At 28.9% G+C, this 20,312-nt stretch carries 22 protein-coding genes; 16 read left to right on the top strand and 6 right to left on the bottom strand.

Annotated features, from left to right (window positions below):
* Positions 1 to 157: 157 nt before the first annotated feature.
* Positions 158 to 1,183, bottom strand: a complete 1,026-nt coding sequence (locus HMPREF2647_RS05615) for a threonine aldolase family protein (protein ID WP_017174644.1) — start codon at positions 1,181 to 1,183, stop codon at positions 158 to 160.
* A gap of 224 nt (positions 1,184 to 1,407) precedes the next feature.
* On the opposite strand from HMPREF2647_RS05615, the gene HMPREF2647_RS05610 reads away from it, so the two are divergent.
* The 6 genes from HMPREF2647_RS05610 to HMPREF2647_RS05585 all read left to right on the top strand — a co-directional run bounded on the left by HMPREF2647_RS05610 (position 1,408) and on the right by HMPREF2647_RS05585 (position 6,558).
* Positions 1,408 to 1,602 (top strand): hypothetical protein, encoded by a 195-nt coding sequence (locus HMPREF2647_RS05610; protein ID WP_017174645.1) that lies wholly within the window; start codon positions 1,408 to 1,410, stop codon positions 1,600 to 1,602.
* A 32-nt stretch (positions 1,603 to 1,634) separates the two neighbouring features.
* On the top strand, positions 1,635 to 3,116 hold the full coding sequence (gene cls / locus HMPREF2647_RS05605; protein WP_017174646.1) for a cardiolipin synthase: 1,482 nt from the start codon (positions 1,635 to 1,637) through the stop codon (positions 3,114 to 3,116).
* A gap of 142 nt (positions 3,117 to 3,258) precedes the next feature.
* Positions 3,259 to 4,137, top strand: coding sequence for an ABC transporter ATP-binding protein (locus tag HMPREF2647_RS05600; protein WP_061544292.1), 879 nt, complete (start codon positions 3,259 to 3,261; stop codon positions 4,135 to 4,137).
* Complete coding sequence (locus HMPREF2647_RS05595) at positions 4,130 to 4,864, top strand: ABC transporter permease (RefSeq protein WP_017174648.1); 735 nt, start codon at positions 4,130 to 4,132, stop codon at positions 4,862 to 4,864. Before HMPREF2647_RS05600 ends, HMPREF2647_RS05595 begins: the two co-directional genes overlap by 8 nt.
* On the top strand, positions 4,865 to 5,959 hold the full coding sequence (locus HMPREF2647_RS05590; RefSeq protein WP_017174649.1) for a sensor histidine kinase: 1,095 nt from the start codon (positions 4,865 to 4,867) through the stop codon (positions 5,957 to 5,959).
* A complete protein-coding gene (locus HMPREF2647_RS05585) occupies positions 5,956 to 6,558 on the top strand; it encodes a response regulator transcription factor (protein ID WP_017174650.1) in 603 nt (200 codons plus the stop codon). Before HMPREF2647_RS05590 ends, HMPREF2647_RS05585 begins: the two co-directional genes overlap by 4 nt.
* Positions 6,559 to 6,663: 105 nt before the next feature.
* On the opposite strand, the gene HMPREF2647_RS05580 is transcribed toward HMPREF2647_RS05585, so the two are convergent.
* Positions 6,664 to 6,855 carry a hypothetical protein gene (locus tag HMPREF2647_RS05580; protein ID WP_017174651.1) on the bottom strand — a complete coding sequence of 64 codons (192 nt, stop codon included), beginning with the start codon at positions 6,853 to 6,855 and terminating at the stop codon, positions 6,664 to 6,666.
* 168 nt (positions 6,856 to 7,023) lie between these two features.
* On the opposite strand from HMPREF2647_RS05580, the gene HMPREF2647_RS05575 reads away from it, so the two are divergent.
* Complete coding sequence (locus tag HMPREF2647_RS05575) at positions 7,024 to 7,569, top strand: thermonuclease NucI (RefSeq protein WP_061544293.1); 546 nt, start codon at positions 7,024 to 7,026, stop codon at positions 7,567 to 7,569.
* 51 nt (positions 7,570 to 7,620) lie between these two features.
* Here HMPREF2647_RS05575 and HMPREF2647_RS05570 read toward each other — a convergent pair whose 3' ends face one another.
* Positions 7,621 to 8,478 carry a hypothetical protein gene (locus HMPREF2647_RS05570; protein ID WP_017174653.1) on the bottom strand — a complete coding sequence of 286 codons (858 nt, stop codon included), beginning with the start codon at positions 8,476 to 8,478 and terminating at the stop codon, positions 7,621 to 7,623.
* A gap of 318 nt (positions 8,479 to 8,796) precedes the next feature.
* On the opposite strand from HMPREF2647_RS05570, the gene HMPREF2647_RS05565 reads away from it, so the two are divergent.
* Positions 8,797 to 9,378 (top strand): hypothetical protein, encoded by a 582-nt coding sequence (locus tag HMPREF2647_RS05565; protein WP_017174654.1) that lies wholly within the window; start codon positions 8,797 to 8,799, stop codon positions 9,376 to 9,378.
* A gap of 50 nt (positions 9,379 to 9,428) precedes the next feature.
* On the opposite strand, the gene HMPREF2647_RS05560 is transcribed toward HMPREF2647_RS05565, so the two are convergent.
* Positions 9,429 to 10,808 (bottom strand): aspartate kinase, encoded by a 1,380-nt coding sequence (locus HMPREF2647_RS05560; RefSeq protein ID WP_019835493.1) that lies wholly within the window; start codon positions 10,806 to 10,808, stop codon positions 9,429 to 9,431.
* Positions 10,809 to 11,007: 199 nt separating this feature from the next.
* Between HMPREF2647_RS05560 and HMPREF2647_RS05555 the strand changes: the two genes are divergently transcribed.
* The 4 genes from HMPREF2647_RS05555 to HMPREF2647_RS05540 are packed head-to-tail and all read left to right on the top strand — an operon-like array spanning position 11,008 to position 15,125.
* On the top strand, positions 11,008 to 12,285 hold the full coding sequence (locus HMPREF2647_RS05555; protein ID WP_070444116.1) for a homoserine dehydrogenase: 1,278 nt from the start codon (positions 11,008 to 11,010) through the stop codon (positions 12,283 to 12,285).
* A gap of 5 nt (positions 12,286 to 12,290) precedes the next feature.
* Positions 12,291 to 13,352: a threonine synthase gene (gene thrC, locus HMPREF2647_RS05550; RefSeq protein WP_017174657.1), complete on the top strand. Its 1,062-nt coding sequence runs from the start codon at positions 12,291 to 12,293 to the stop codon at positions 13,350 to 13,352.
* A gap of 1 nt (position 13,353) precedes the next feature.
* Positions 13,354 to 14,271 (top strand): homoserine kinase, encoded by a 918-nt coding sequence (thrB, locus tag HMPREF2647_RS05545; RefSeq protein ID WP_017174658.1) that lies wholly within the window; start codon positions 13,354 to 13,356, stop codon positions 14,269 to 14,271.
* A gap of 50 nt (positions 14,272 to 14,321) precedes the next feature.
* Positions 14,322 to 15,125, top strand: coding sequence for a Cof-type HAD-IIB family hydrolase (locus HMPREF2647_RS05540; protein ID WP_017174659.1), 804 nt, complete (start codon positions 14,322 to 14,324; stop codon positions 15,123 to 15,125).
* Between the two features lie 83 nt (positions 15,126 to 15,208).
* Here HMPREF2647_RS05540 and HMPREF2647_RS05535 read toward each other — a convergent pair whose 3' ends face one another.
* Together HMPREF2647_RS05535 and HMPREF2647_RS05530 are read right to left on the bottom strand one after the other, a co-directional pair.
* Positions 15,209 to 15,523 carry a hypothetical protein gene (locus tag HMPREF2647_RS05535; RefSeq protein ID WP_017174660.1) on the bottom strand — a complete coding sequence of 105 codons (315 nt, stop codon included), beginning with the start codon at positions 15,521 to 15,523 and terminating at the stop codon, positions 15,209 to 15,211.
* Between the two features lie 136 nt (positions 15,524 to 15,659).
* Positions 15,660 to 17,108: an amino acid permease gene (locus tag HMPREF2647_RS05530; protein ID WP_019835492.1), complete on the bottom strand. Its 1,449-nt coding sequence runs from the start codon at positions 17,106 to 17,108 to the stop codon at positions 15,660 to 15,662.
* 249 nt (positions 17,109 to 17,357) lie between these two features.
* Here HMPREF2647_RS05530 and rpmG point away from each other — a divergent pair, with 249 nt between their 5' ends.
* The 4 genes from rpmG to HMPREF2647_RS05510 all read left to right on the top strand — a co-directional run bounded on the left by rpmG (position 17,358) and on the right by HMPREF2647_RS05510 (position 20,160).
* The gene (gene rpmG, locus HMPREF2647_RS05525) at positions 17,358 to 17,507 is read left to right on the top strand and encodes a 50S ribosomal protein L33 (protein ID WP_001265708.1); all 150 of its coding nucleotides are present in this window, start codon (positions 17,358 to 17,360) and stop codon (positions 17,505 to 17,507) included.
* A 171-nt stretch (positions 17,508 to 17,678) separates the two neighbouring features.
* Positions 17,679 to 17,948 (top strand): 30S ribosomal protein S14, encoded by a 270-nt coding sequence (gene rpsN, locus HMPREF2647_RS05520; protein ID WP_002449108.1) that lies wholly within the window; start codon positions 17,679 to 17,681, stop codon positions 17,946 to 17,948.
* 194 nt (positions 17,949 to 18,142) lie between these two features.
* A complete protein-coding gene (gene guaC, locus HMPREF2647_RS05515; protein WP_070813188.1) occupies positions 18,143 to 19,120 on the top strand; it encodes a GMP reductase in 978 nt (325 codons plus the stop codon).
* A gap of 14 nt (positions 19,121 to 19,134) precedes the next feature.
* Positions 19,135 to 20,160 carry a CAP domain-containing protein gene (locus HMPREF2647_RS05510; protein WP_019835491.1) on the top strand — a complete coding sequence of 342 codons (1,026 nt, stop codon included), beginning with the start codon at positions 19,135 to 19,137 and terminating at the stop codon, positions 20,158 to 20,160.
* Positions 20,161 to 20,312: the final 152 nt, after the last annotated feature.

Raw genomic sequence — 20,312 nt, 5'->3', positions numbered from 1 at the left:
ATGTTCGTCTACCACTAAATATTTTTTCATAATATATAGCTCCTATTTTTATTAAATATATCAATAAAACCTATATGAATTATAAAAATATTATGTAAACATAAAAATATAGACCCGAAGTATGTCATCTTAAGGTCTATATTAAATAAGTTTATAATTAAATTAATTCTAAAAGTTTGTCAACATTTTCCTCAGTTGTGGCCCAACTTGTTGCGAATCTAACAACGCGATGTGTATCATCGTATTTTTCCCAAATTGCAAATTTCACTTTACTCTGAAGATCTTTAATCTTATCATCATTTAATACGAAAAACTGTTGATTAGTAGGAGAATCAAAATATACTTTATATCCTTTATTGATAAATCCTTGCTTCATTTTATTCGCCATATTAATAGCATGTCGACTAATATCAAAATACAAGTTATTAGTAAATAATTCTAAAAATTGAATACCAACTAAACGTCCCTTAGCTAGTAGGGCACCATGCTGTTTAATACGTGTAGTGAAGTGTTTAGGTTCATTATTGTTTGTAAATACAATCGCTTCACCACATAGTGCACCAATCTTTGTACCACCAATATAAAAAATATCACAGTAATTAGCAATATCTTCAATTGTGACATCTGTTTCATTACTCATCAAACCATAACCTAATCGGGCGCCATCCATAAATAATGGAATATGATGTTCCTTACAGACTTCTGATAAATTCCTAAGTTCTTCTTTACTATAAAGCGTTCCATATTCAGTAGGATGAGAAATATACACCATACCAGGAAATACCATATGTTCACGTTTGAAATCATTATAAAAAGTTTCAAGATAGGTATTTACTTCTTTAGGTGAAATCTTACCTTCATGAGATGGTACTGCTAATACTTTATGACCACTAAATTCTATAGCGCCCCCTTCATGTACTGCCACATGACCTGTATCTGCTGAAATAACCCCTTCATATGGCTCTAATACAGTATTAATAACAACTTGATTTGTTTGTGTACCACCAATTAAAAAGCGAACAGTGGCTTCAGGACATTGAATCGTTTTTCGAATTTGATCAGCGGCTTGTTTTGAAAATTGGTCATCCCCATAACCCGAAGCTTGAATATAATTTGTATCAATAAAACGTTGTAAAACTTTTGGATGTGCACCTTCTAGGTAGTCATTTTCAAAAGATATCATCGAATTCCTCCCTAACTTCCTTATGCTTATTCTAAACTGATTATTCTGAAAATTTGAATAGAATGTATTTAGTATACACTACCTTTTTAGTAATGTGAATTTAAGAGAATAAAAATAAATATGTAAACGCTTTTAAAAGACGTCCTATTATCATTGCAATTTAGTTGATAAACACATGTAAAAAGACTATGATTTAAACAAATATATGAAATGGAGTGTTATAAATGAGTAAAGTAAAATTTAAAAGAATTCAAGAACAAACAATTGAAGAATTGGAAAATGAAATTAATCAATATTTAGCAAGTGAAGAAGGTCGTCGCTATGAATTATTAAATGTTTCAATTGATAAAATTGAAGAACGCCAATTTCCTAACAATGAAGAAATATTAAGTGCCTTTTTAATATTAGCCGATAAATAAAAGTTGAATTTGAGAAGTAGGAGTTTAGAATTATGATAAGTCTTTTTGGCCCTAAAATTGGCACAATATTGAATATAATTTTAGTGCTTGGATTTTTAGGCAATTTAGTGTTGGCTTTTATTTTAATTTTTTTAGAGCGTAACAGACGTAGTGCATCTTCAACATGGGCCTGGATATTTGTATTATTTGTATTACCAGTGCTTGGATTTATTCTTTATCTATTTTTCGGTAGAACTGTTTCAAAAAGAAAAATGGAAAAAAATAATGGTAAAGAGCTAGATGTTTATAAAGATTTGATTGATGAACAAGCTCATAAAATTGATCATTACAACTATCATACAGAAAACAAGCAGCTACAAAATCATCAAGATATGGCAAGAATGCTATTAAAGAAACAAGATGCTTTTATTACTGAAGACAATAAAATTGATTTATTTATTGATGGTCATGAATTATATGACAAAGTACTCGAAGATATTTATAATGCGAAAGATTACATACATTTAGAGTACTTTGGATTTGAAATCGATGGTCTAGGAAAACGAATTATCGATGCCCTAGAAACAAAGTTAAAAGAAGGTTTAGAAGTTAAATTACTTTACGATGATGTGGGTTCAAAAAATTTAAAACGTCATAAATTTAAACATTTTGAATCATTAGGTGGAGAGGTAGAAGCATTTTTTGCATCTAAACTACCAATTATTAACTTTAGAATGAATAATCGTAACCATCGTAAGATTATTGTTATTGATGGTCAAATCGGGTATATTGGTGGATTTAATGTAGGTGACGATTATTTAGGTTTAGGTAAACTAGGATACTGGAGAGATACGCATTTAAGAGTACAAGGTGATGTTGTAAATGCACTTCAAATTAGGTTTATTCTTGATTGGAACTCTCAAGCACATCGTCCACAATTTGAATATGATGATAAGTATTTTCCTAAAAAGAAAGTACAGGATGGTCATTCAGCCATTCAAATTGGTTCAAGTGGACCTGCATATGAATTACACCAAATTGAGTTTGGATATACCAAAATGATTATGAGTGCGAAAAAATCTATTTATATTCAAACACCTTACTTTATACCAGATCGATCTTACATTAATGCATTGAAAATGGCAGCAAATACTGGTGTTGATGTTAACATAATGATTCCATGTAAACCGGATCATCCATTTGTCTACTGGTCTACATTTTCAAATGTTGCTGAATTGCTTGAATATGGAGTAAAAGTGTATACGTATCAAAATGGATTTATACATTCTAAAATGTTAATGATTGATGATGAAGTCAGTAGTGTAGGTTCATCTAATATGGACTACAGAAGTTTTGTATTGAACTTTGAAGTTAATGCATTCGTATATGATGAACAATTAGCTAAGAAGTTAAAAGAGGCGTATAAAGAAGATATAAAAAAATCTAAACAACTTACACTTGAGAAATATAAAAAACGACCATTATCAATTAAATTCAAAGAAGATATTGCCAAATTATTATCACCAATCTTGTAAAAATAATAAAACCGACAAAGCTTTGTGCTTTGTCGGTTTTATTAATATGACAAATGTCATTTGAAAATAGTGACATTTTTATCTGAAATTATAACTTGTTTGTTGATAAATTATTTATATTAACAAAAGGAAGTGATGAGTTATGATTCAAATTCGACATTTATCCAAAAAATATAATGGAAAAACAGTATTGAAAAATATATCACTAAATATAGAAAAGGGTATGAGTACTGCATTAATAGGAAAAAATGGAGCCGGAAAATCAACTTTAATTAATATTTTAATTAATCATTTGAAAGCAGAAACGGGAGAAATTATAGATATAGATCATTTATTAAATTTAAATCATATTGGTGTATTATTTCAAAAAACGTCTTTTCCTAGGTTAATAAAAGTAAAAGAATTATATAAATTATTTTGTCAACTATACAAGGATGCAATTTCGATAGATGAATTTAAAAAAATTACAAAATTGAATGATAGCCAATTGAATCTGTATGCAAATCACTTATCTGGTGGACAACAACGAATATTAGATTTTGGGTTATGTTTAATAGGAAAACCAAAGCTTATCATTTTAGATGAACCTACTGCAGCTATGGATGTTGAAATGCGAGAACATTTCTGGACAATGATAGGGAAATTAAAAAAAGAAAATGTATCTATTTTTTATACTTCTCATTATATTGAAGAAGTAGAACGAATGGCAGATAAAGTTATATTTCTTGATCAAGGCATTATTAAGTTAAATGATTCACCTAGAAATATATTAACCAACCAACAATATTCAATAATTAAAGTACCAAATACAGTAGACAATAATTTACAGAATTTAACAAATTATTTTGATGTAAAAATTGAAGATACTATTTTAAAAATTAAAACATCTGATGTTAAGAAAGTAATATATTATTTGGAAAAATTAAATATAAATTTAAATGACATGACTATTGAAAAGCAAACATTGTTAGAAACAATTTTATTTGCTGATGTAAAAGAGGGAGGGACTAAAAATGAATAATATCGCTTTATTAAAAACAGAATTTAAAATTATTTTTCGAAAGAAACTAACAACATTCTTATCAATCATATTACCGGTAGGCTTTTATTTATTATTTACTTCTTTACTAGACTTACCAGAAGAGGCGAAACAGCAGTTCTATAAAGAATATATGTATAGTATGACAGTGTTTAGCTTGATGAGTTTTTGTTTAATGCAATTTCCTATAGAGATTATTGAAGAAAGAAACACAGGTTGGTTTAAACGATTAATGGTAACGCCTTTATCTAGTAAAACCTATTTTACTACTAAAATGATAAAAACAATATTGTTATTTTTATTGGCTATTATTTTGATTTTTACTGTTGCTCATCTATATAAACACGTAAATATGAGTATACAACAATGGTTGCTTTCAGGTGTTTCATTATGGATAGGTGCAAGTTTATTTTTAACATTAGGACTAATCATTGCTCAATTTAATGAAACACAAAAAGCAAGTAGTTTAGCCAATATAGTTAATATGGTATTAGCGATATTAGGAGGATTGTGGTTTCCAATTCAAACATTTCCGAGTTGGTTACAAAGAATTTCAAATATTACTCCAACATATCATTTGAAAAATTTTGCATTAGAATTAGCTAAAAATCAAGGTTTAAATATTACTTCATTATTTATTTTAATTGTATATAGTATACTATTTTTAATTATTACAGTGTGGATCAATCACAGAAAAGAAGTGAGTTAGATGAAAAAAAGAAAATGGAGCGTTAGATTAGGAGAGCTGTCTACGCTTATATATTTGTTATTTCCAATTATAAGTATCTTTAATGAAAAACGAGGTTCTCAAACTGTATATTTAATTGTTTTAGCTATTTTTATTGTGTCATATCTTATGCTAGTAATATATTATTATCGATTTAACAATAACGTAATATATAGCCTATTAGTGGTTCATTATGTAGGAATTATATATTTTGTTTATGCAATTAATCCAATGAATAGCTTATTCTTTTTCTTTAGCGCATTTGCATTACCTTTTATGTTTGAAGTAACAATTAAGTCAAAAGAATTTATCACATTTATAATTGCAATATTTTTATGTCTTATAATTACAAGTATTTATCAAATACAATATATAACTGTATTAGTTATCTTTTATTTAGTTATTTTAATTATTACTTTAGGGAATTTTAAAACTAAAAAAGATGGAGCATTAAAAAATGAAATAGAAGAGAAAAATAAGTATATTAATACATTAATTGCAGAACAAGAACGTCAACGTATAGGGCAAGATTTACATGATACACTAGGTCATGTATTTGTAAGTCTTAGTTTAAAATCAGAATTGGCATATAAGTTGATTGATAAAGATCAAGAAAAAGCTAAAAATGAAATATTGGCGATTAATCAGATATCTAAAGATACCTTAATTAAGGTAAGAAATATTATTGAAAATTTAAAATCTCAAAGTTTTGAAGAGGAAGTTCAATCCATAAAAAATGTTTTAAAAGATGCAAACATTCAATTTGAATTAAAAAATATAAGAAAGGTAAATGTTTTAACTCCAACAAAGCAATCGATACTATCAATGATTTTGAGAGAAGCAATCAATAATGTCATTAAACATGCAAAGGCTAGTAAGATTTATTGTGAAATGATACAAGAAGATAATAATCTATACCTAATTATTCAAGATAATGGAAAAGGTTGTAACACCACTGAAGACTTTAAATTAAAAAGTATAGAAAATAGAGTTCAACTTCTTAAAGGAAAATTAGAAATTAAATCTAAAAATGGTATGCATATACGTATTATGATACCAAGAGAGGATATTAAATGATTAGCATTATAATAGCTGAAGATCAATATATGTTGAGAAAAGCGATGGTTCAACTGATTGAATTTAACGAGCAAATGAAAGTAGTTAATGATTGTAATAATGGGGGTGACGCATTTGAGTTTATTGAAAAATATCATCCAGATATTGCAATTTTAGATATCGAAATGCCAGGGCTAACAGGTTTAGAAGTATTATCTAAAATAAGAGAATTTAAAATTGATACTAAAGTAATAATTGTAACTACATTTAAAAGACCAGGTTATTTTGAAAAAGCTGTGGCAAATGAAGTAGATGCTTATGTATTAAAAGAACGTTCCGTAGAAGATTTAATACAAACTATTAAACATGTCATGAATGGTGAAAAGGAATATAGTACTTCATTAATGACTACTTTATTCAAAGAATCTAATCCCTTAACACATAAAGAACAAGTGGTATTACGTGAAATTGGAGATAATTTAAGTAGTAAAGAAATTGCAGAAAAACTTTATCTTTCAGATGGGACAGTGAGAAATTATACGTCTAATATAATTGATAAATTAAATGCAGAGAATCGATTTAATGCTTGGAAGAAAGCAAAGGAAAAAGGCTGGATATAAAAAGTAAGAAAAATATTTAAGGAATGTATAAAAAAGACTGAATTGAATAATATTTAATGTTTTCAATTCAATCTTTTATTGAGAGTGACATTGTATGATACTCCCTTATTTACCTTTTCGTTTACGTATAATACTTTGAATAATATAAACAATAAATCCAACTAAAATGCCTAACAATACTGCTATAACAACCGAAACAATAATAGGCAGTTTATAAACGATTTGTAAAATAACGCCAACGATAATAGCAATTACGACAGCAATCATCGTGACTAAATTTTCATTACGTTCGCTCATGTATTTCACTCCTAACATGTATAATTATATCATGTTGAATATCAATTAATCATTTTTTGAAAATAAATTCAATATAGGTAGACTTTTTAGGTCGAAAGTATTGATTGATTATTAAATACATATTATATATTATATTTGAGTATTAAAAATATAATATAGGAGGCACCTATGAATTCAAAGAAAAATTTAACAATAATTGTTCTTGCTATCATTGTTATTGGCGTATTAGCATTTCAATTTTTAAATCATACAGGGCCATTTAAAGACGATAGTCAACATTCTTCATCTAATTCAACACAGATAGAACTTAAAGGAAAAGAAAAAGTCCACGTTGATCGGGTTGTAGATGGAGACACATTTGTGGCTAAGAAATCAAATGGTGAGCAAATTAAGGTACGTTTAATTGGTGTTGATACACCAGAAACGGTTAAACCTAACACATCAGTTCAACCTTATGGAAAAGAAGCTTCTAATTACAGCAAACAACATTTAAATAATAAAGATGTGTATTTAGAATATGATAAGGAAAAAGAAGACCGTTATGGTCGTACATTAGCCTATGTATGGTTAGATGAAAAAACAATGTATAACGAAGAATTAGTTAAAAAAGGATTAGCTCGTGAAAAATACTTCTCACCTAATGGTAAATATAGAAGTACATTTGAAAAAGATGAACAGCAAGCTAAAAAAGATAAAGTGAATCTTTGGAGTTAAAAAATGAGTATGGGAGAACATTCTTGACGAATGTTCTCCCATACTCATTTTTTAGTTATGAAAGTTTTCAACAATAGTATTAACTTGAGTTTCAGATAGAGGGTGTTTAGATAATTCAATAGCATTATTAATAACAGATTCTAAAGAAGATTTAGTGGATACTGTATCAATATATTTTTCTCTTTCTTCAGCACCTTCAATTATATTAACACTACCATCACTAAAATAAATGACACCAATACTTTGAACTTTATGATTAAAATATTTTTCAATGCCATCTTTTAAGATTTTTGCGTTAATAGCGGCTTGTTCATAAGGGTCATGTTGATAAAACTCATAGATAACTCGATTGTTTTGAATTTTTTCAATAAAAGTATATATTTCATTACGATTTGAATCAAATTGACTATGATATTGTTTACTAATATAATGCCCTACAATTTGTTCTACACTTTGATTATCACCCTCTAAGTGATCAGAAGTAGGTAAATCAAAATGATAAAATGTTTTTTGTTTCCAACTTTTAACGTCAATATTAATAAGACCTACGTCAGACACAACTATATAGTCAAATGTTCTTGCATACTCAAACAGTGGATGTTTAGTAGCTAAATTACTAGTCGTAATAATATTATAATATTTTAATTTTCCTAAAGCTTTAAAACGGTCTAAGATATCTTGTAATTCACGTTTAGCATTACGTTTGGAATGAGGACTAATCTCGTTATTAGAACTTAATATTTTATTTTTAAGTTCTAAATTTTCTTTACTGAGTAAAGAATTTTTAGAGACCATTTGATTTTTAGCGTAAACTTCAGTATCTATTCTATCTTGCATGTATCTTTGATTGAGTACAAATGCAAGTATAAGAATAACAATAATAATAATTAGAATAATCGTATGTGTCATATGCTCACCTCCTATTTAATATTTGTAAATTAGAAGATTAATGATTAAATTAATTTTCTATAGAAATCAATAATTAATTATAAACAAAATATATTTATTGTTCAATAAACAAAAAATGATAATTTAAGTTGAAAAAGAACATAATAACAGGATATAATTTATTCATTATTATAAATATAAAATTGTGTAAAATTATATCTCACACCCTAAAGAAGAATTAGAAGATTTACAAATTTTTCACAAATTAAAAATTGAAAACATTAAATTGTGTCTGTATAATTAACTTATGAAAGCGTTTCCTTTAAGGAGGACAGTTGTATGTCTCATCACCAAAATCATGTAGAAGAACTAGTTGGAATATTAAAAAATCAATGCCGTACAGCATTCAAATTTCACGGTGAAGTTGCTATTCAACTATTTTTAAATGAACTTTTTGAATTACCTTCGAAAGTCGATATTTGTGTAGAAAGAAAACGAATAGTAGAGGTTTTAAAAGTTATTCCTTCAAGTTATACATTTAAATATTATGATACGTCCAATCATAACATGGATAAAGATAATTTAGATATTCCATCTATTTCTCATATAAACGTTGTTAATAATGATAAAGTTATTTTAAGTATTTTTATTTATGATGTTATAAATGAGGAATGGATATTTAGACTAAACACTAATATCCGATTACCTAAAAATAGTATTTATTTTCATTCATTAACCTGGGATGTCGATTATATCAAACCTGAAATCGTATTAATGTATGATTTACTAGATTATCAACAAAACAATTCAGAAGCCAATTATAAGTCAGTTTTAGATGCTCTAAGCTATTATCAATTTGTGATTTTAAAAATGGTAGTGGGAGAGCATAAAATTAAAAAAGCACTTACACAAAAAGTTTAATATAAAAAATCTGAGACAAAATAGATGTCTCAGATTTTTTTATGTAATTGTTATTTAGGACATAAATTTTTTAAGCATACACCATGATAGCAATACTCATAAGTTGATAACACAGCTTTATCTGCATTTTCTCTTGAAATACCAAACATCATAGAAATTTCAGAAGCACCCTGATTAATCATTTTTAGGTTGATATTTGATTCTGCTAGAGCATGTGTGATTTTGTTAGCAGTTCCGACAGATTGAGTCATTCCTTCACCGACAATCATTAAGATGGCAAGGTCATGGTCAATGCTTAATTCATCAATATCACATTTTTTTCTAATCGCACTTAATACTTCATTCTCTTTATTTTTAATTTGATTAGAACGCATTATAATACTAATATTATCAATACCTGATGGCATATGATCGAAAGAGATATGATAGTTTTCTAATATTTCTAAAATTCTTCTTGTAAAACCTATTTGTCTATTCATTAAGTATTTCTTAATATTTATAACTGTGAAATCTTTATCGCAACTAATGCCAATAATTTGATTTTTATCTGTGACTTCACGATCATGGCGAATAAAGGTTCCTTTGTCCTCTGGATGATTTGTGTTTTTTATGACTACGGGTATTCTATGTTTATATAAAGGCTGTAATGCTTCATCGTGAAATACACTAAAGCCGGCATATGATAACTCACGCATTTCTCTATATGTAATTTCTTCAATAAGTTCAGGATTTTCAATTACATTTGGATTTGCCTTAAAAATACCAGAGACATCTGTAAAATTCTCATATAATGATGCTTTAATACCACGCGCTATGATTGCACCTGTGATATCCGAACCGCCTCTCGGAAATGTAACAACATAGTTATGTTTAGAAACACCAAAGAAACCTGGGATAATAATTTTTCCTTCAATTTCTCTTAATTTATAAATTTTATCATAAGCGTCTTCTAAAATTTGTGCTTGTTGTGGTAAGTCAGTTACTAAGATACCAGCATCTTTTGGTGAGAGATATGTTGTTTTAATGCCTTGTGAATCGTTGTATTTAGCGATAAGTTGAGCATTAAAATTCTCACCACATGATAACAATGCATCGTATAAACGATCATGCTTATCGTTTAATTGTTTAATGATTGTTTCAAGTGTTTCATCTATTGTTTCTAAGAGTGTAGACTCCATATGTAATTCTTCTAAAATATCTGCATAACGTTGAATAATCTCTCTTTTTTTATCTTGATAATCCAATTGATTGATTACTTTTTCATATAAACGAATAAGTAAGTCAGTCGTTTTAACATCATTCTTATGTCTTTTACCAGGTGCAGATACAATAATAATTTTTCTGTCTGGGTCATCATTGACAATATTTAGGACTTTTTTAATTTGTGTTGCATTTGAAACTGAACTTCCACCAAACTTAGCAACTTTCATAAAATTTACCAACCTTTCTAAAAAATCAGAAAATTCTATTTAATTTCCTGATACTACATGATAATATATATCTACATATTCACTTTTTCTTTTAAAAGTCCTATTCAATTAATTTGATTTAATAGTATAATAAATTTAAGTGTTTTTCAATAAAACAATTGTACTTCTCAATAATACAAATGGGAGGAAGATAAAAATTATGAAGGAATTAAACGTCGCGTTACTAGGGTTAGGAACAGTAGGCTCAGGTGTAGTAAAAATTATTGAAGAAAATCGACAACAAATTAAAGATACTCTAAATAAAGATATTGTTATTAAACATATTTTAGTAAGAGATACCACTAAAAAAAGACCTATTAATATTAGTCAATATCATTTAACAGAAGACATTAATGAAATTTTAAACGATGATGATATTGATATCGTTATAGAAGTAATGGGAGGAATTGAACCAACTGTTGATTGGTTAAGAGAATCTTTAAAAAGAAAAAAACATGTCATTACAGCAAACAAAGATCTACTTGCTGTGCATTTAGAATTACTAGAGAACCTAGCAGAACAACAAGGCGTAGCCTTAAAATTTGAAGCAAGTGTTGCAGGTGGTATTCCCATTGTTAACGCGATTAATAATGGGTTAAATGCTAATAATATCTCTAAATTTATGGGAATTTTAAATGGTACGTCAAATTTTATTCTTTCAAAAATGACGAGAGAACAAACTTCATTTGAAGATGCACTTGCTGAAGCACAAAGATTAGGATTTGCTGAAGCAGATCCTACTGATGATGTAGAAGGTATTGATGCAGCTAGAAAAGTAGTGATTACGTCTTATTTATCATTTAACCAAGTAATTAAGTTAAATGATGTGAAAGTAAAAGGTATCAGTAAAACAACATTATCTGATATTAATGTAGCTGACAAATTAGGTTATAAGATTAAATTGATTGGTAAAAGTACATATCATCATAGAGAAGTTAATGCATCCGTTGAACCAACCTTAATACATAAATCACATCAGCTTGCAGCAGTAGAAAATGAATACAATGCAATTTACGTTATTGGAGATGCTGTAGGGGATACAATGTTTTATGGTAAAGGAGCAGGTAGCTTAGCTACTGGTAGTGCAGTAGTGAGTGATTTATTAAATGTAGCACTCTTCTTTGAATCAAATTTACATACACTTCCACCTCATTTCGAATTAAAAACAAATAAAACTCGAGAATTAATGGATAATGGTGACGCAATTGCTATTGGAGAAAAATTAAATTACTATGTTGTCATTCATAGTGATGAATCAATTGATAAACTTAAAGATCAACTTAAATCAGATTTACCATTCCACAAATCACTTCAAATAGAACAACGTGATTCTAGTTCTTATGGAGTTGTGGTTACCGGATTAGACCAATCACCTGAATCACTACTTAGTAAAGAAAATTACAACATTGAAAAAATTTATCCAGTTGAAGGAGTTTAATAATTATGAAAAGATGGCAAGGTTTAGTAGAAGAATTTAAAGATTATTTACCGGTGAATGAAGATACACCTAAACTTACTTTAAATGAAGGACATACACCACTGATTCACTGTGCTAATATATCAGAAATGCTAGATATTGATTTATATGTTAAATATGAGGGTGCTAATCCAACCGGTTCTTTTAAAGATAGAGGAATGGTAATGGCTGTAACAAAAGCGAAAGAACAAGGTAAAAAAGTGGTGATTTGTGCTTCAACAGGAAACACCTCTGCCTCAGCAGCAGCTTATGCTGCACGTGCAGGTTTAAAAGCAATTGTAGTGATTCCCGAAGGAAAGATTGCTTTAGGTAAACTTTCGCAAGCGGTCATGTATGGTGCAGAAATTGTCTCAATTGAAGGTAACTTCGATGAAGCATTAGAAATCGTTAAAGAGATTGCACAAAATGATGATGATATTGAATTAGTAAATTCTGTTAATCCATTTAGAATAGAAGGACAAAAAACAGGTGCATTTGAAATTGTCGAACAATTAGAAGAAGCTCCAGATGTTCTAGCAATCCCAGTAGGAAACGCAGGAAACATTACTGCTTATTGGAAAGGCTTTAAAGAGTATCATGAGAAAAAAGGAAGTCAACTTCCTCAATTATTTGGTTTCCAAGCAGAAGGAGCCTCACCAATTGTTCAAAATAAAGTCATTAAAAATCCTGAAACAATCGCTACAGCAATCCGTATCGGTAATCCAGCAAGTTGGAAAAAAGCAACTGTTGCGTTAGAAGAATCGAATGGCCTCATTGATAGTGTGACTGATGATGAAATTTTAGAAGCATATCAATTAATGACATCTAAAGAAGGCGTATTTAGTGAACCAGCAAGTAATGCTTCAATTGCTGGTTTAATCAAATTACAACGTGCAGGAAAATTGCCGAAAGGTAAAAAAGTAGTAGCAATATTAACTGGTAATGGATTAAAAGATCCAGACACTGCTATCTCAATTTTAGATAATCCAATTCAACCGCTTCCAAACAATAAAGAAAGTATTATCAATTATATTAAAGGAACACTTTAATATGAAGCCATCACTTCACCTGAAAATACCTGCATCAACTGCTAACTTAGGAGTAGGATTTGATTCTATTGGTATGGCAATTAATAAATATTTATACCTATATGTTGAGGAAGCGGAAGGCAGTAACTGGGAATTTAAATATTTAAATGAAGAGTTAGACTCATTACCGAAAGATAAAAGTAATTATGTCTATAAAGTTGCACAACAAGTAGCTGAAAAATATAATGTAACTTTACCTAATTTAAAAGTGTCGATGAGAAGTGAAATTCCATTAGCAAGAGGATTAGGATCATCTGCATCCGCTTTAGTTGGAGCATTATATATCGCTAACTACTTCGGTAATATTCAATTATCTAAGTATGAATTACTACAACTAGCTACTGAAATAGAAGGGCACCCTGATAATGTAGCACCTACAATTTATGGTGGATTACTCGCAGGATATTATAATCCTGAAACCAAAGAGACAAATGTGGCACATATTGATATACCTGATGTAGATGTAATTCTTACTATCCCAACATATGAACTCAAAACAGAAGACTCACGTAGGGTACTTCCAGATAATTATTCTCATGAGAAGGCAGTTCAAAATAGTGCGATTAGCAATACAATGATTTGTGCATTAATTCAACATAATTATGACCTTGCCGGAAAAATGATGACACAAGATGGTTTTCATGAACCTTATCGTCAACACTTGATTCCTGAATTTGAAAAAGTAAAAGTACTATCCCAAAAATATGATGCTTATGCTACAGTGATTAGTGGAGCAGGTCCAACGATATTGACATTGAGTCGTAAAGAAAAAAGTGGAGAACTTGTTAGAACATTAAAATCAGAAATAACAACTTGCGATTCTGAACATGCAACAATTAATAATGTAGGTGTTATTGAAGAAGTTGTGTATCCTTCATAAAATTATTGTAAAATAGATAAGAGCAAAAATGAAAGGAGAGCAACTAAGAAATGAGTAACTATAAAATGATTGTTATGGATATGGATGACACTTTAATGACAAGTGATAATGTAGTTAGTCCTGAAACCAAAGACTATTTAATTCAACTACAAGAAGAAGGATATAAAATTGTTTTAGCTTCTGGAAGACCAACTGAAGGAATGATTCCAGTAGCTAAAGAATTAAAGTTAGATCATTATCAAAGCTATATCATTAGTTATAATGGCGGTAAAACAATTAACGCTAAAACAGAAGAAATTGAAGTAAGTAAAAGTGTAACTAAAGATCATTTTGATAAAATTACAGACTATTGTCGTAAAAAAGGCTTTTTAACATTAACGTATCAAGACGGACAAATTATCTTTGATACAGAACATGAATATCGTAAAATTGAATCAGAATTAACTGGTCTACCTATGAAACAAGTGGATGATATTAAAGCGTATATTCAGTCTGATGTACCTAAAACAATGGGCGTTGATTATGAAGAAAATATTTCAAAAGCACGTAACGAATTAAATGGAACATTTAATTCTGATATTGATGTGACGACGAGCAAACCTTTCTTCCTGGAATTCATGGCTAAAGATGTTTCTAAAGGTAATGCAATTAAAGCTTTATGCGAAAAGTTAAATATTTCATTATCAGAAGTGATTTGTTTTGGAGATAGCCTCAATGACCAATCAATGTTTAAAGTTGTAGGATATGCTGTAGCAATGGGAAATGCGAGTGAAGAATTAAAAAAAATTGCAGATAAAGTTACATTAGATAATGATTCTAATGGTATACCAGTAGCGCTTAAAGAATTGCTATAAAACATTTATATAAATTAAAAAGGAAGCGGAATGAATTCGTATTGAATCATGTTTCGCTTCCTCTTTTTTATTATCATAACTAATTATTTAGCAGTATGTGTCCAGTCATGTTTACCTTTATTTCTTTTTACATGAGCATATACTTGATCAGCTGCATAATCTAAATTTGTATATACTGTTATTGTATATGCAGATTGGTTAACGTGAAATGGCTCATCTCGAAATACATCTTTTAAGTGTGTAAATAAGTTTTCCATTTGATCATGAGTTAGACTAGGATACTCACGCAATGTACGTTTCAGTAATTGTCCATTTCTTTCTTCTAAAGATTGTACGACAATAACAAAACGTTCATCACTCTTTATTACGTCATCAAATAAATTTGTTTGACCTACCATACTCAGTCACCTCTAAGTCGTTATCGTTATACTCATTATACAAAATAAACGACTATTAGAAAATATACATATTGTGTTTAGGAATAAAAACGGGAGTAGAATTGTATTTAATTCTACTCCTAAATAAACGATGATATTAATCATGATAATGATGGGTTGTAAGATCCATGTGATCTAATTTTACAAATTTAGTTTTACGAATCAATTTATGCACGATAAAGATAATTGCTAAGACAATTAAAGGCATGATATTAACAAAAAAATCGCCTATATTACCATTAAATAAATCACCGATAGAATTACCAAGGTATAAGAAAATTAATGTAGCAAACACAATGATAGGGCCTAGAGGGAAAAGTGGTGATTTGTAAGGCAATAATGTGTTAATATCTTTGCCTTGACGTTTAATCCCTCTACGTAAACGTATTTGAGCCCATGCACTTATTGCCCATACAATAATTACTAAAGAGCCAATGATATTTAACAAGCTAAATACTGCATTAGCATAGAAATTAGCTAGAATAATAATTGCTACTACTAAAATGTAAGTAGTGACTATTGAACGCATCGGTAATTTCGTTTTATTATTTAATTTACTTAAAAACTTTGGTGCTTGCTTTTCATCACTCAAAGAGAAAAGCATTCTACTTGTTGTATACATTCCAGAATTCGCTGCAGATAGTAACGATGTAAGAATGACAGCATTAATAATTGATGCTGCAAATGCTATACCGATTCGATCGAAAACTATAGTAAATGGACTTTGAGATACCGATTGATTTTTATTTAATAATAAAGGATCAGTATAAGGAATAATAGCTGCAATGACGACAATAGATAAAACATAAAACAATAAAATTCTCCAAAATACTTGCTTAACAGCCCTTGGCATAGTTTTTTCAGGATTATCAGATTCACCTGCAGTGACAGCTACAACTTCCGTACCACCCACAGAAAATCCTGCTACAAGTAATACTGCTAAGAAACCAGATAAACCACCTACAAAAGGTGCTTCACCTTTGGTATAATTCTCGAATCCATATGTATGTCCACCAAGAATACCAAAAATCATTAATATACCAACAACAATAAATACAATAATTGTGATTACTTTAATTAATGATAACCAAAATTCTGTTTCGCCAAATGCTTTAACAGTAAAGATATTTAATAGGAATATAATCGTTATAAAAATTAAACTCCATACCAGAGGACTGAAAATTTTAAATACATCCCAATAAAATAAAACATTAGAAGCTACCATTACATCAACGCTTGATACTAAAGACCATAGAATGTAATACAACCATCCCATTGTAAAACCGATAGACGGATCAATGAAACGGGTAGCATATGAACTAAACGAACCAGATACAGGATAAAATGTAGCAAGTTCTCCAATAGACGACATTAAAAAATAAAGCATGATTCCTATCAATAAATAAGCTAAGATAGCTCCTCCAGGTCCTGCCTGAGAAACGACACTACCTGTAGCAACAAAAAGTCCAGTACCTATTGCGCCTCCGATAGCAATCATAGATATGTGTCTTGACTTAAGACCGCGTTTCATATTGTTATCTTCCATATAATATCTCCTAAATTAAAATTTAAAATATACAAATCATTTTAATCGTTTTAGGTCAAGTATTCAATAACTTTTGAACAATTTGTTTTAAAAATTTTAAATTTTCTGATTTTTTAAAACGATTAGTTTTTGGTACGTAGAAGGAAACTGATTAAATTAAAAGAAACTTATTGCGTAAAAATAAAGGATATGATAGAATTTTAAATCGTAAGAATTCCTAATTATATATAACAAGAAAGGATGTTATTGATGCGCGTTAATGTAACTTTAGCTTGCACTGAATGTGGCGATCGTAATTATATTACAACAAAAAATAAACGTAATAACCCTGAGCGTATTGAAATGAAAAAATATTGCCCAAGACTAAATAAATACACGCTACACCGTGAAACTAAATAATTCCTTATCTTTTAAATACGACAAAAAGATAAACTATTATAGACTCATACATGTTTAAGATGAATAACATGTGTGAGTCTTTTAATTTTAAAATAATTGTCTTTGTAATTTTTTAAAAGTATGTTAAGATATAAAACGTAATTATTACGATTTGTAAAAAGGAGATATTATATGGCTAAAAAATCTAAAATAGCTAAAGAATTAAAAAGAGAAAAATTAGTAAATCAATATTATGAATTACGTAAAGAACTGAAAGAAAAAGGAGATTATAAAGCATTAAAAAAATTGCCAAGAGATTCATCTCCAACTCGTTTAACAAGAAGATGCAAAGTTACAGGACGCCCAAGAGGTGTAATGAGAAAATTTGAAATGTCTAGAATTGCATTTCGAGAACATGCTCATAAAGGTCAAATTCCTGGTGTGAAAAAATCTAGTTGGTAACTGAAACTAATACTTTAGTCCATTTACATTGTATTTAAAAAATTGTAAAGTATATAAGGATATAAATAATAAGAGCGAGGAAAAGGTGATTTCTCGCTCTAGATTACGTTATAAATGATTTTTTAAAGCGTCAGATATTTTATTTATGTCTACAGTGTCTTTTTAATTTTTAATGTATAGGGGAAATTTAAAGTATGAAAATTTTTGATTATGAAGATATTCAATTAATTCCAAATAAATGTATTGTTAATAGTAGATCTGCATGTGATACAACTGTACAATTTGGACCTAAAACTTTTAAGTTGCCAGTGGTTCCTGCTAATATGCAAACAGTTATGAATGAATCTTTAGCTGAATGGTTTGCAGAAAATGATTATTTTTATATTATGCATCGTTTTGATGAAGCAGGTCGCATACCTTTTATAAAAAAAATGCAAAATAAAGGACTTTTCGCTTCTATTTCAGTGGGTGTAAAGGAAACTGAATTTGAATTTATAGAAAAATTAAAAACTGAGCATTTAATACCTGAATATATTACAATTGATATCGCCCATGGTCATGCTAATTCGGTTATTAATATGATTAAACATATTAAAAAACATATTCCTCAATCATTTGTTATTGCTGGTAATGTAGGAACGCCTGAGGGAGTAAGAGAATTAGAAAATGCTGGTGCAGATGCTACTAAAGTTGGTATAGGACCAGGACGAGTGTGTATTACTAAAATTAAAACTGGATTTGGTACAGGAGGATGGCAATTAGCTGCATTAAACATTTGTAGTAAAGCTGCACGTAAACCAATTATTGCTGATGGAGGTATTAGAACACATGGTGATATCGCGAAATCTATTCGTTTTGGAGCCACTATGGTTATGATTGGTTCATTATTTGCAGCGCATGAAGAATCTCCTGGCAAAACAGTTGAGTTAGATGGTAAACGTTATAAAGAATATTTTGGTAGTGCTTCCGAATTCCAAAAAGGAGAACATAAGAATGTTGAAGGGAAGAAAATGTTTGTGGAACATAAAGGTTCATTAAAAGATACCTTAGTTGAAATGCAACAAGATCTTCAAAGTTCAATTTCCTATGCTGGCGGCAAAGATTTAAAATCACTAACTACTGTTGACTATGTTATTGTAAGAAACTCAATTTTTAATGGTGATAGAGATTAATATATATTTAGTAGGTGAATGTTATTAAAAAATTCCTTTTATTTACTGCAATATTTCTGTTATTTATCATTATAAAACCCATCGAAGAAAACCAGTTTTTTATTCATTTGCAAAATAATGTAAGAGATAAAGTAGAAGTTTTATTAAATGAAGATACAAGCTATAAAAATAATGTGCTTAAAGTTCCAAAAAAACAAGAATTCGCAGTTAATAATATTCAATTAAATATGTCACAAAAGGAAGTAGAAAATAAGATAGGGCGACCAAAAAGAGTGACTTCAAATGAATATGGTACAAAATGGTACACTTATTATAATGATGATTATCAAAATTTTTTAATGGTAAGTTATATTAATAATAAAGTTAATGCTTTATTTAGTAATCAAAACATTATAACTTCTAAATCTAAAATTAAATATAATACCCCTAAAAAAGTGGTTGAACAACGTCTTGGTAAGCCAGTAGATAAAATTGCAAAAGGACGTAATCGTTTTGTTGTAAAAAATGATGAATATGATGTTTTTTATAAAGATCACATTTATACAACTGCATTTTACGATAAACATAATAAAAATAACTTAACAGGGTTGTTGCAAGTGAGTGAATCGATGGAAAACCGATTACAAAAGCAATATGGTGCACCTTCTACAACGCTAGAAAAAAGCTTTGAATATCAAAACTTTGATTTAGTTAATGCAGAAAGAAAACAACACGGATTAAATACATTGGATTACTCTAAAAAAATATCTAATACTGCAAGAAAACATAGTGAAGATATGGTTAAAAATAATTATTTTGAGCATACTGATTTAAATGGTCATTCACCTTTCGATAGAATGAAACGTGATGGTATACAATTTAATGCTGCTGCTGAAAATTTAGCTTATGGTCAACAAAGTAGTATTTATGCTCACGAAGGACTTATGAATTCTCTAGGACATCGGGAAAATATTTTAAATACACACGTTAATACATTAGGTGTAGGTGTAGATTTTAATAATAAGCGACAACCATTTTGGACAGAAAACTATGCTGGATAATGTTTGATTTATAATATATAGGGGTATGTTCTTTTTGCAAGGAAGTTGATATTATGCCTACAAAGAAAAATAAGAAAAAAGATATACTTGATAAAGTTAAAGAGATTTTAAATAAAAAATAAAGAGGCTGGGACATAATTTCTAACAAATTA

The sequence above is a fragment of the Staphylococcus sp. HMSC035D11 genome, from assembly GCF_001836075.1.
Taxonomy (GTDB): Bacteria; Bacillota; Bacilli; order Staphylococcales; family Staphylococcaceae; genus Staphylococcus; species Staphylococcus hominis.
The sequence above is the reverse complement of the archived record's forward strand: the minus strand, read 5'-3'. Positions and strand labels throughout refer to the sequence as shown.

Coding starts and splice junctions, on each gene's coding strand:
- HMPREF2647_RS05595 (WP_017174648.1), top strand. CDS start 4,130: ATGAATAATATCGCTTTATTAAAAACAGAATTTAAAATTATTTTTCGA.
- rpsN (WP_002449108.1), top strand. CDS start 17,679: ATGGCTAAAAAATCTAAAATAGCTAAAGAATTAAAAAGAGAAAAATTA.
- guaC (WP_070813188.1), top strand. CDS start 18,143: ATGAAAATTTTTGATTATGAAGATATTCAATTAATTCCAAATAAATGT.
- HMPREF2647_RS05585 (WP_017174650.1), top strand. CDS start 5,956: ATGATTAGCATTATAATAGCTGAAGATCAATATATGTTGAGAAAAGCG.
- rpmG (WP_001265708.1), top strand. CDS start 17,358: ATGCGCGTTAATGTAACTTTAGCTTGCACTGAATGTGGCGATCGTAAT.
- HMPREF2647_RS05560 (WP_019835493.1), bottom strand. CDS start 10,808: ATGAAAGTTGCTAAGTTTGGTGGAAGTTCAGTTTCAAATGCAACACAA.
- thrC (WP_017174657.1), top strand. CDS start 12,291: ATGAAAAGATGGCAAGGTTTAGTAGAAGAATTTAAAGATTATTTACCG.
- cls (WP_017174646.1), top strand. CDS start 1,635: ATGATAAGTCTTTTTGGCCCTAAAATTGGCACAATATTGAATATAATT.
- HMPREF2647_RS05600 (WP_061544292.1), top strand. CDS start 3,259: ATGATTCAAATTCGACATTTATCCAAAAAATATAATGGAAAAACAGTA.
- thrB (WP_017174658.1), top strand. CDS start 13,354: ATGAAGCCATCACTTCACCTGAAAATACCTGCATCAACTGCTAACTTA.
- HMPREF2647_RS05575 (WP_061544293.1), top strand. CDS start 7,024: ATGAATTCAAAGAAAAATTTAACAATAATTGTTCTTGCTATCATTGTT.
- HMPREF2647_RS05530 (WP_019835492.1), bottom strand. CDS start 17,108: ATGGAAGATAACAATATGAAACGCGGTCTTAAGTCAAGACACATATCT.
- HMPREF2647_RS05540 (WP_017174659.1), top strand. CDS start 14,322: ATGAGTAACTATAAAATGATTGTTATGGATATGGATGACACTTTAATG.
- HMPREF2647_RS05580 (WP_017174651.1), bottom strand. CDS start 6,855: ATGAGCGAACGTAATGAAAATTTAGTCACGATGATTGCTGTCGTAATT.
- HMPREF2647_RS05555 (WP_070444116.1), top strand. CDS start 11,008: ATGAAGGAATTAAACGTCGCGTTACTAGGGTTAGGAACAGTAGGCTCA.
- HMPREF2647_RS05615 (WP_017174644.1), bottom strand. CDS start 1,183: ATGATATCTTTTGAAAATGACTACCTAGAAGGTGCACATCCAAAAGTT.
- HMPREF2647_RS05570 (WP_017174653.1), bottom strand. CDS start 8,478: ATGACACATACGATTATTCTAATTATTATTATTGTTATTCTTATACTT.
- HMPREF2647_RS05610 (WP_017174645.1), top strand. CDS start 1,408: ATGAGTAAAGTAAAATTTAAAAGAATTCAAGAACAAACAATTGAAGAA.
- HMPREF2647_RS05590 (WP_017174649.1), top strand. CDS start 4,865: ATGAAAAAAAGAAAATGGAGCGTTAGATTAGGAGAGCTGTCTACGCTT.
- HMPREF2647_RS05535 (WP_017174660.1), bottom strand. CDS start 15,523: ATGGTAGGTCAAACAAATTTATTTGATGACGTAATAAAGAGTGATGAA.
- HMPREF2647_RS05565 (WP_017174654.1), top strand. CDS start 8,797: ATGTCTCATCACCAAAATCATGTAGAAGAACTAGTTGGAATATTAAAA.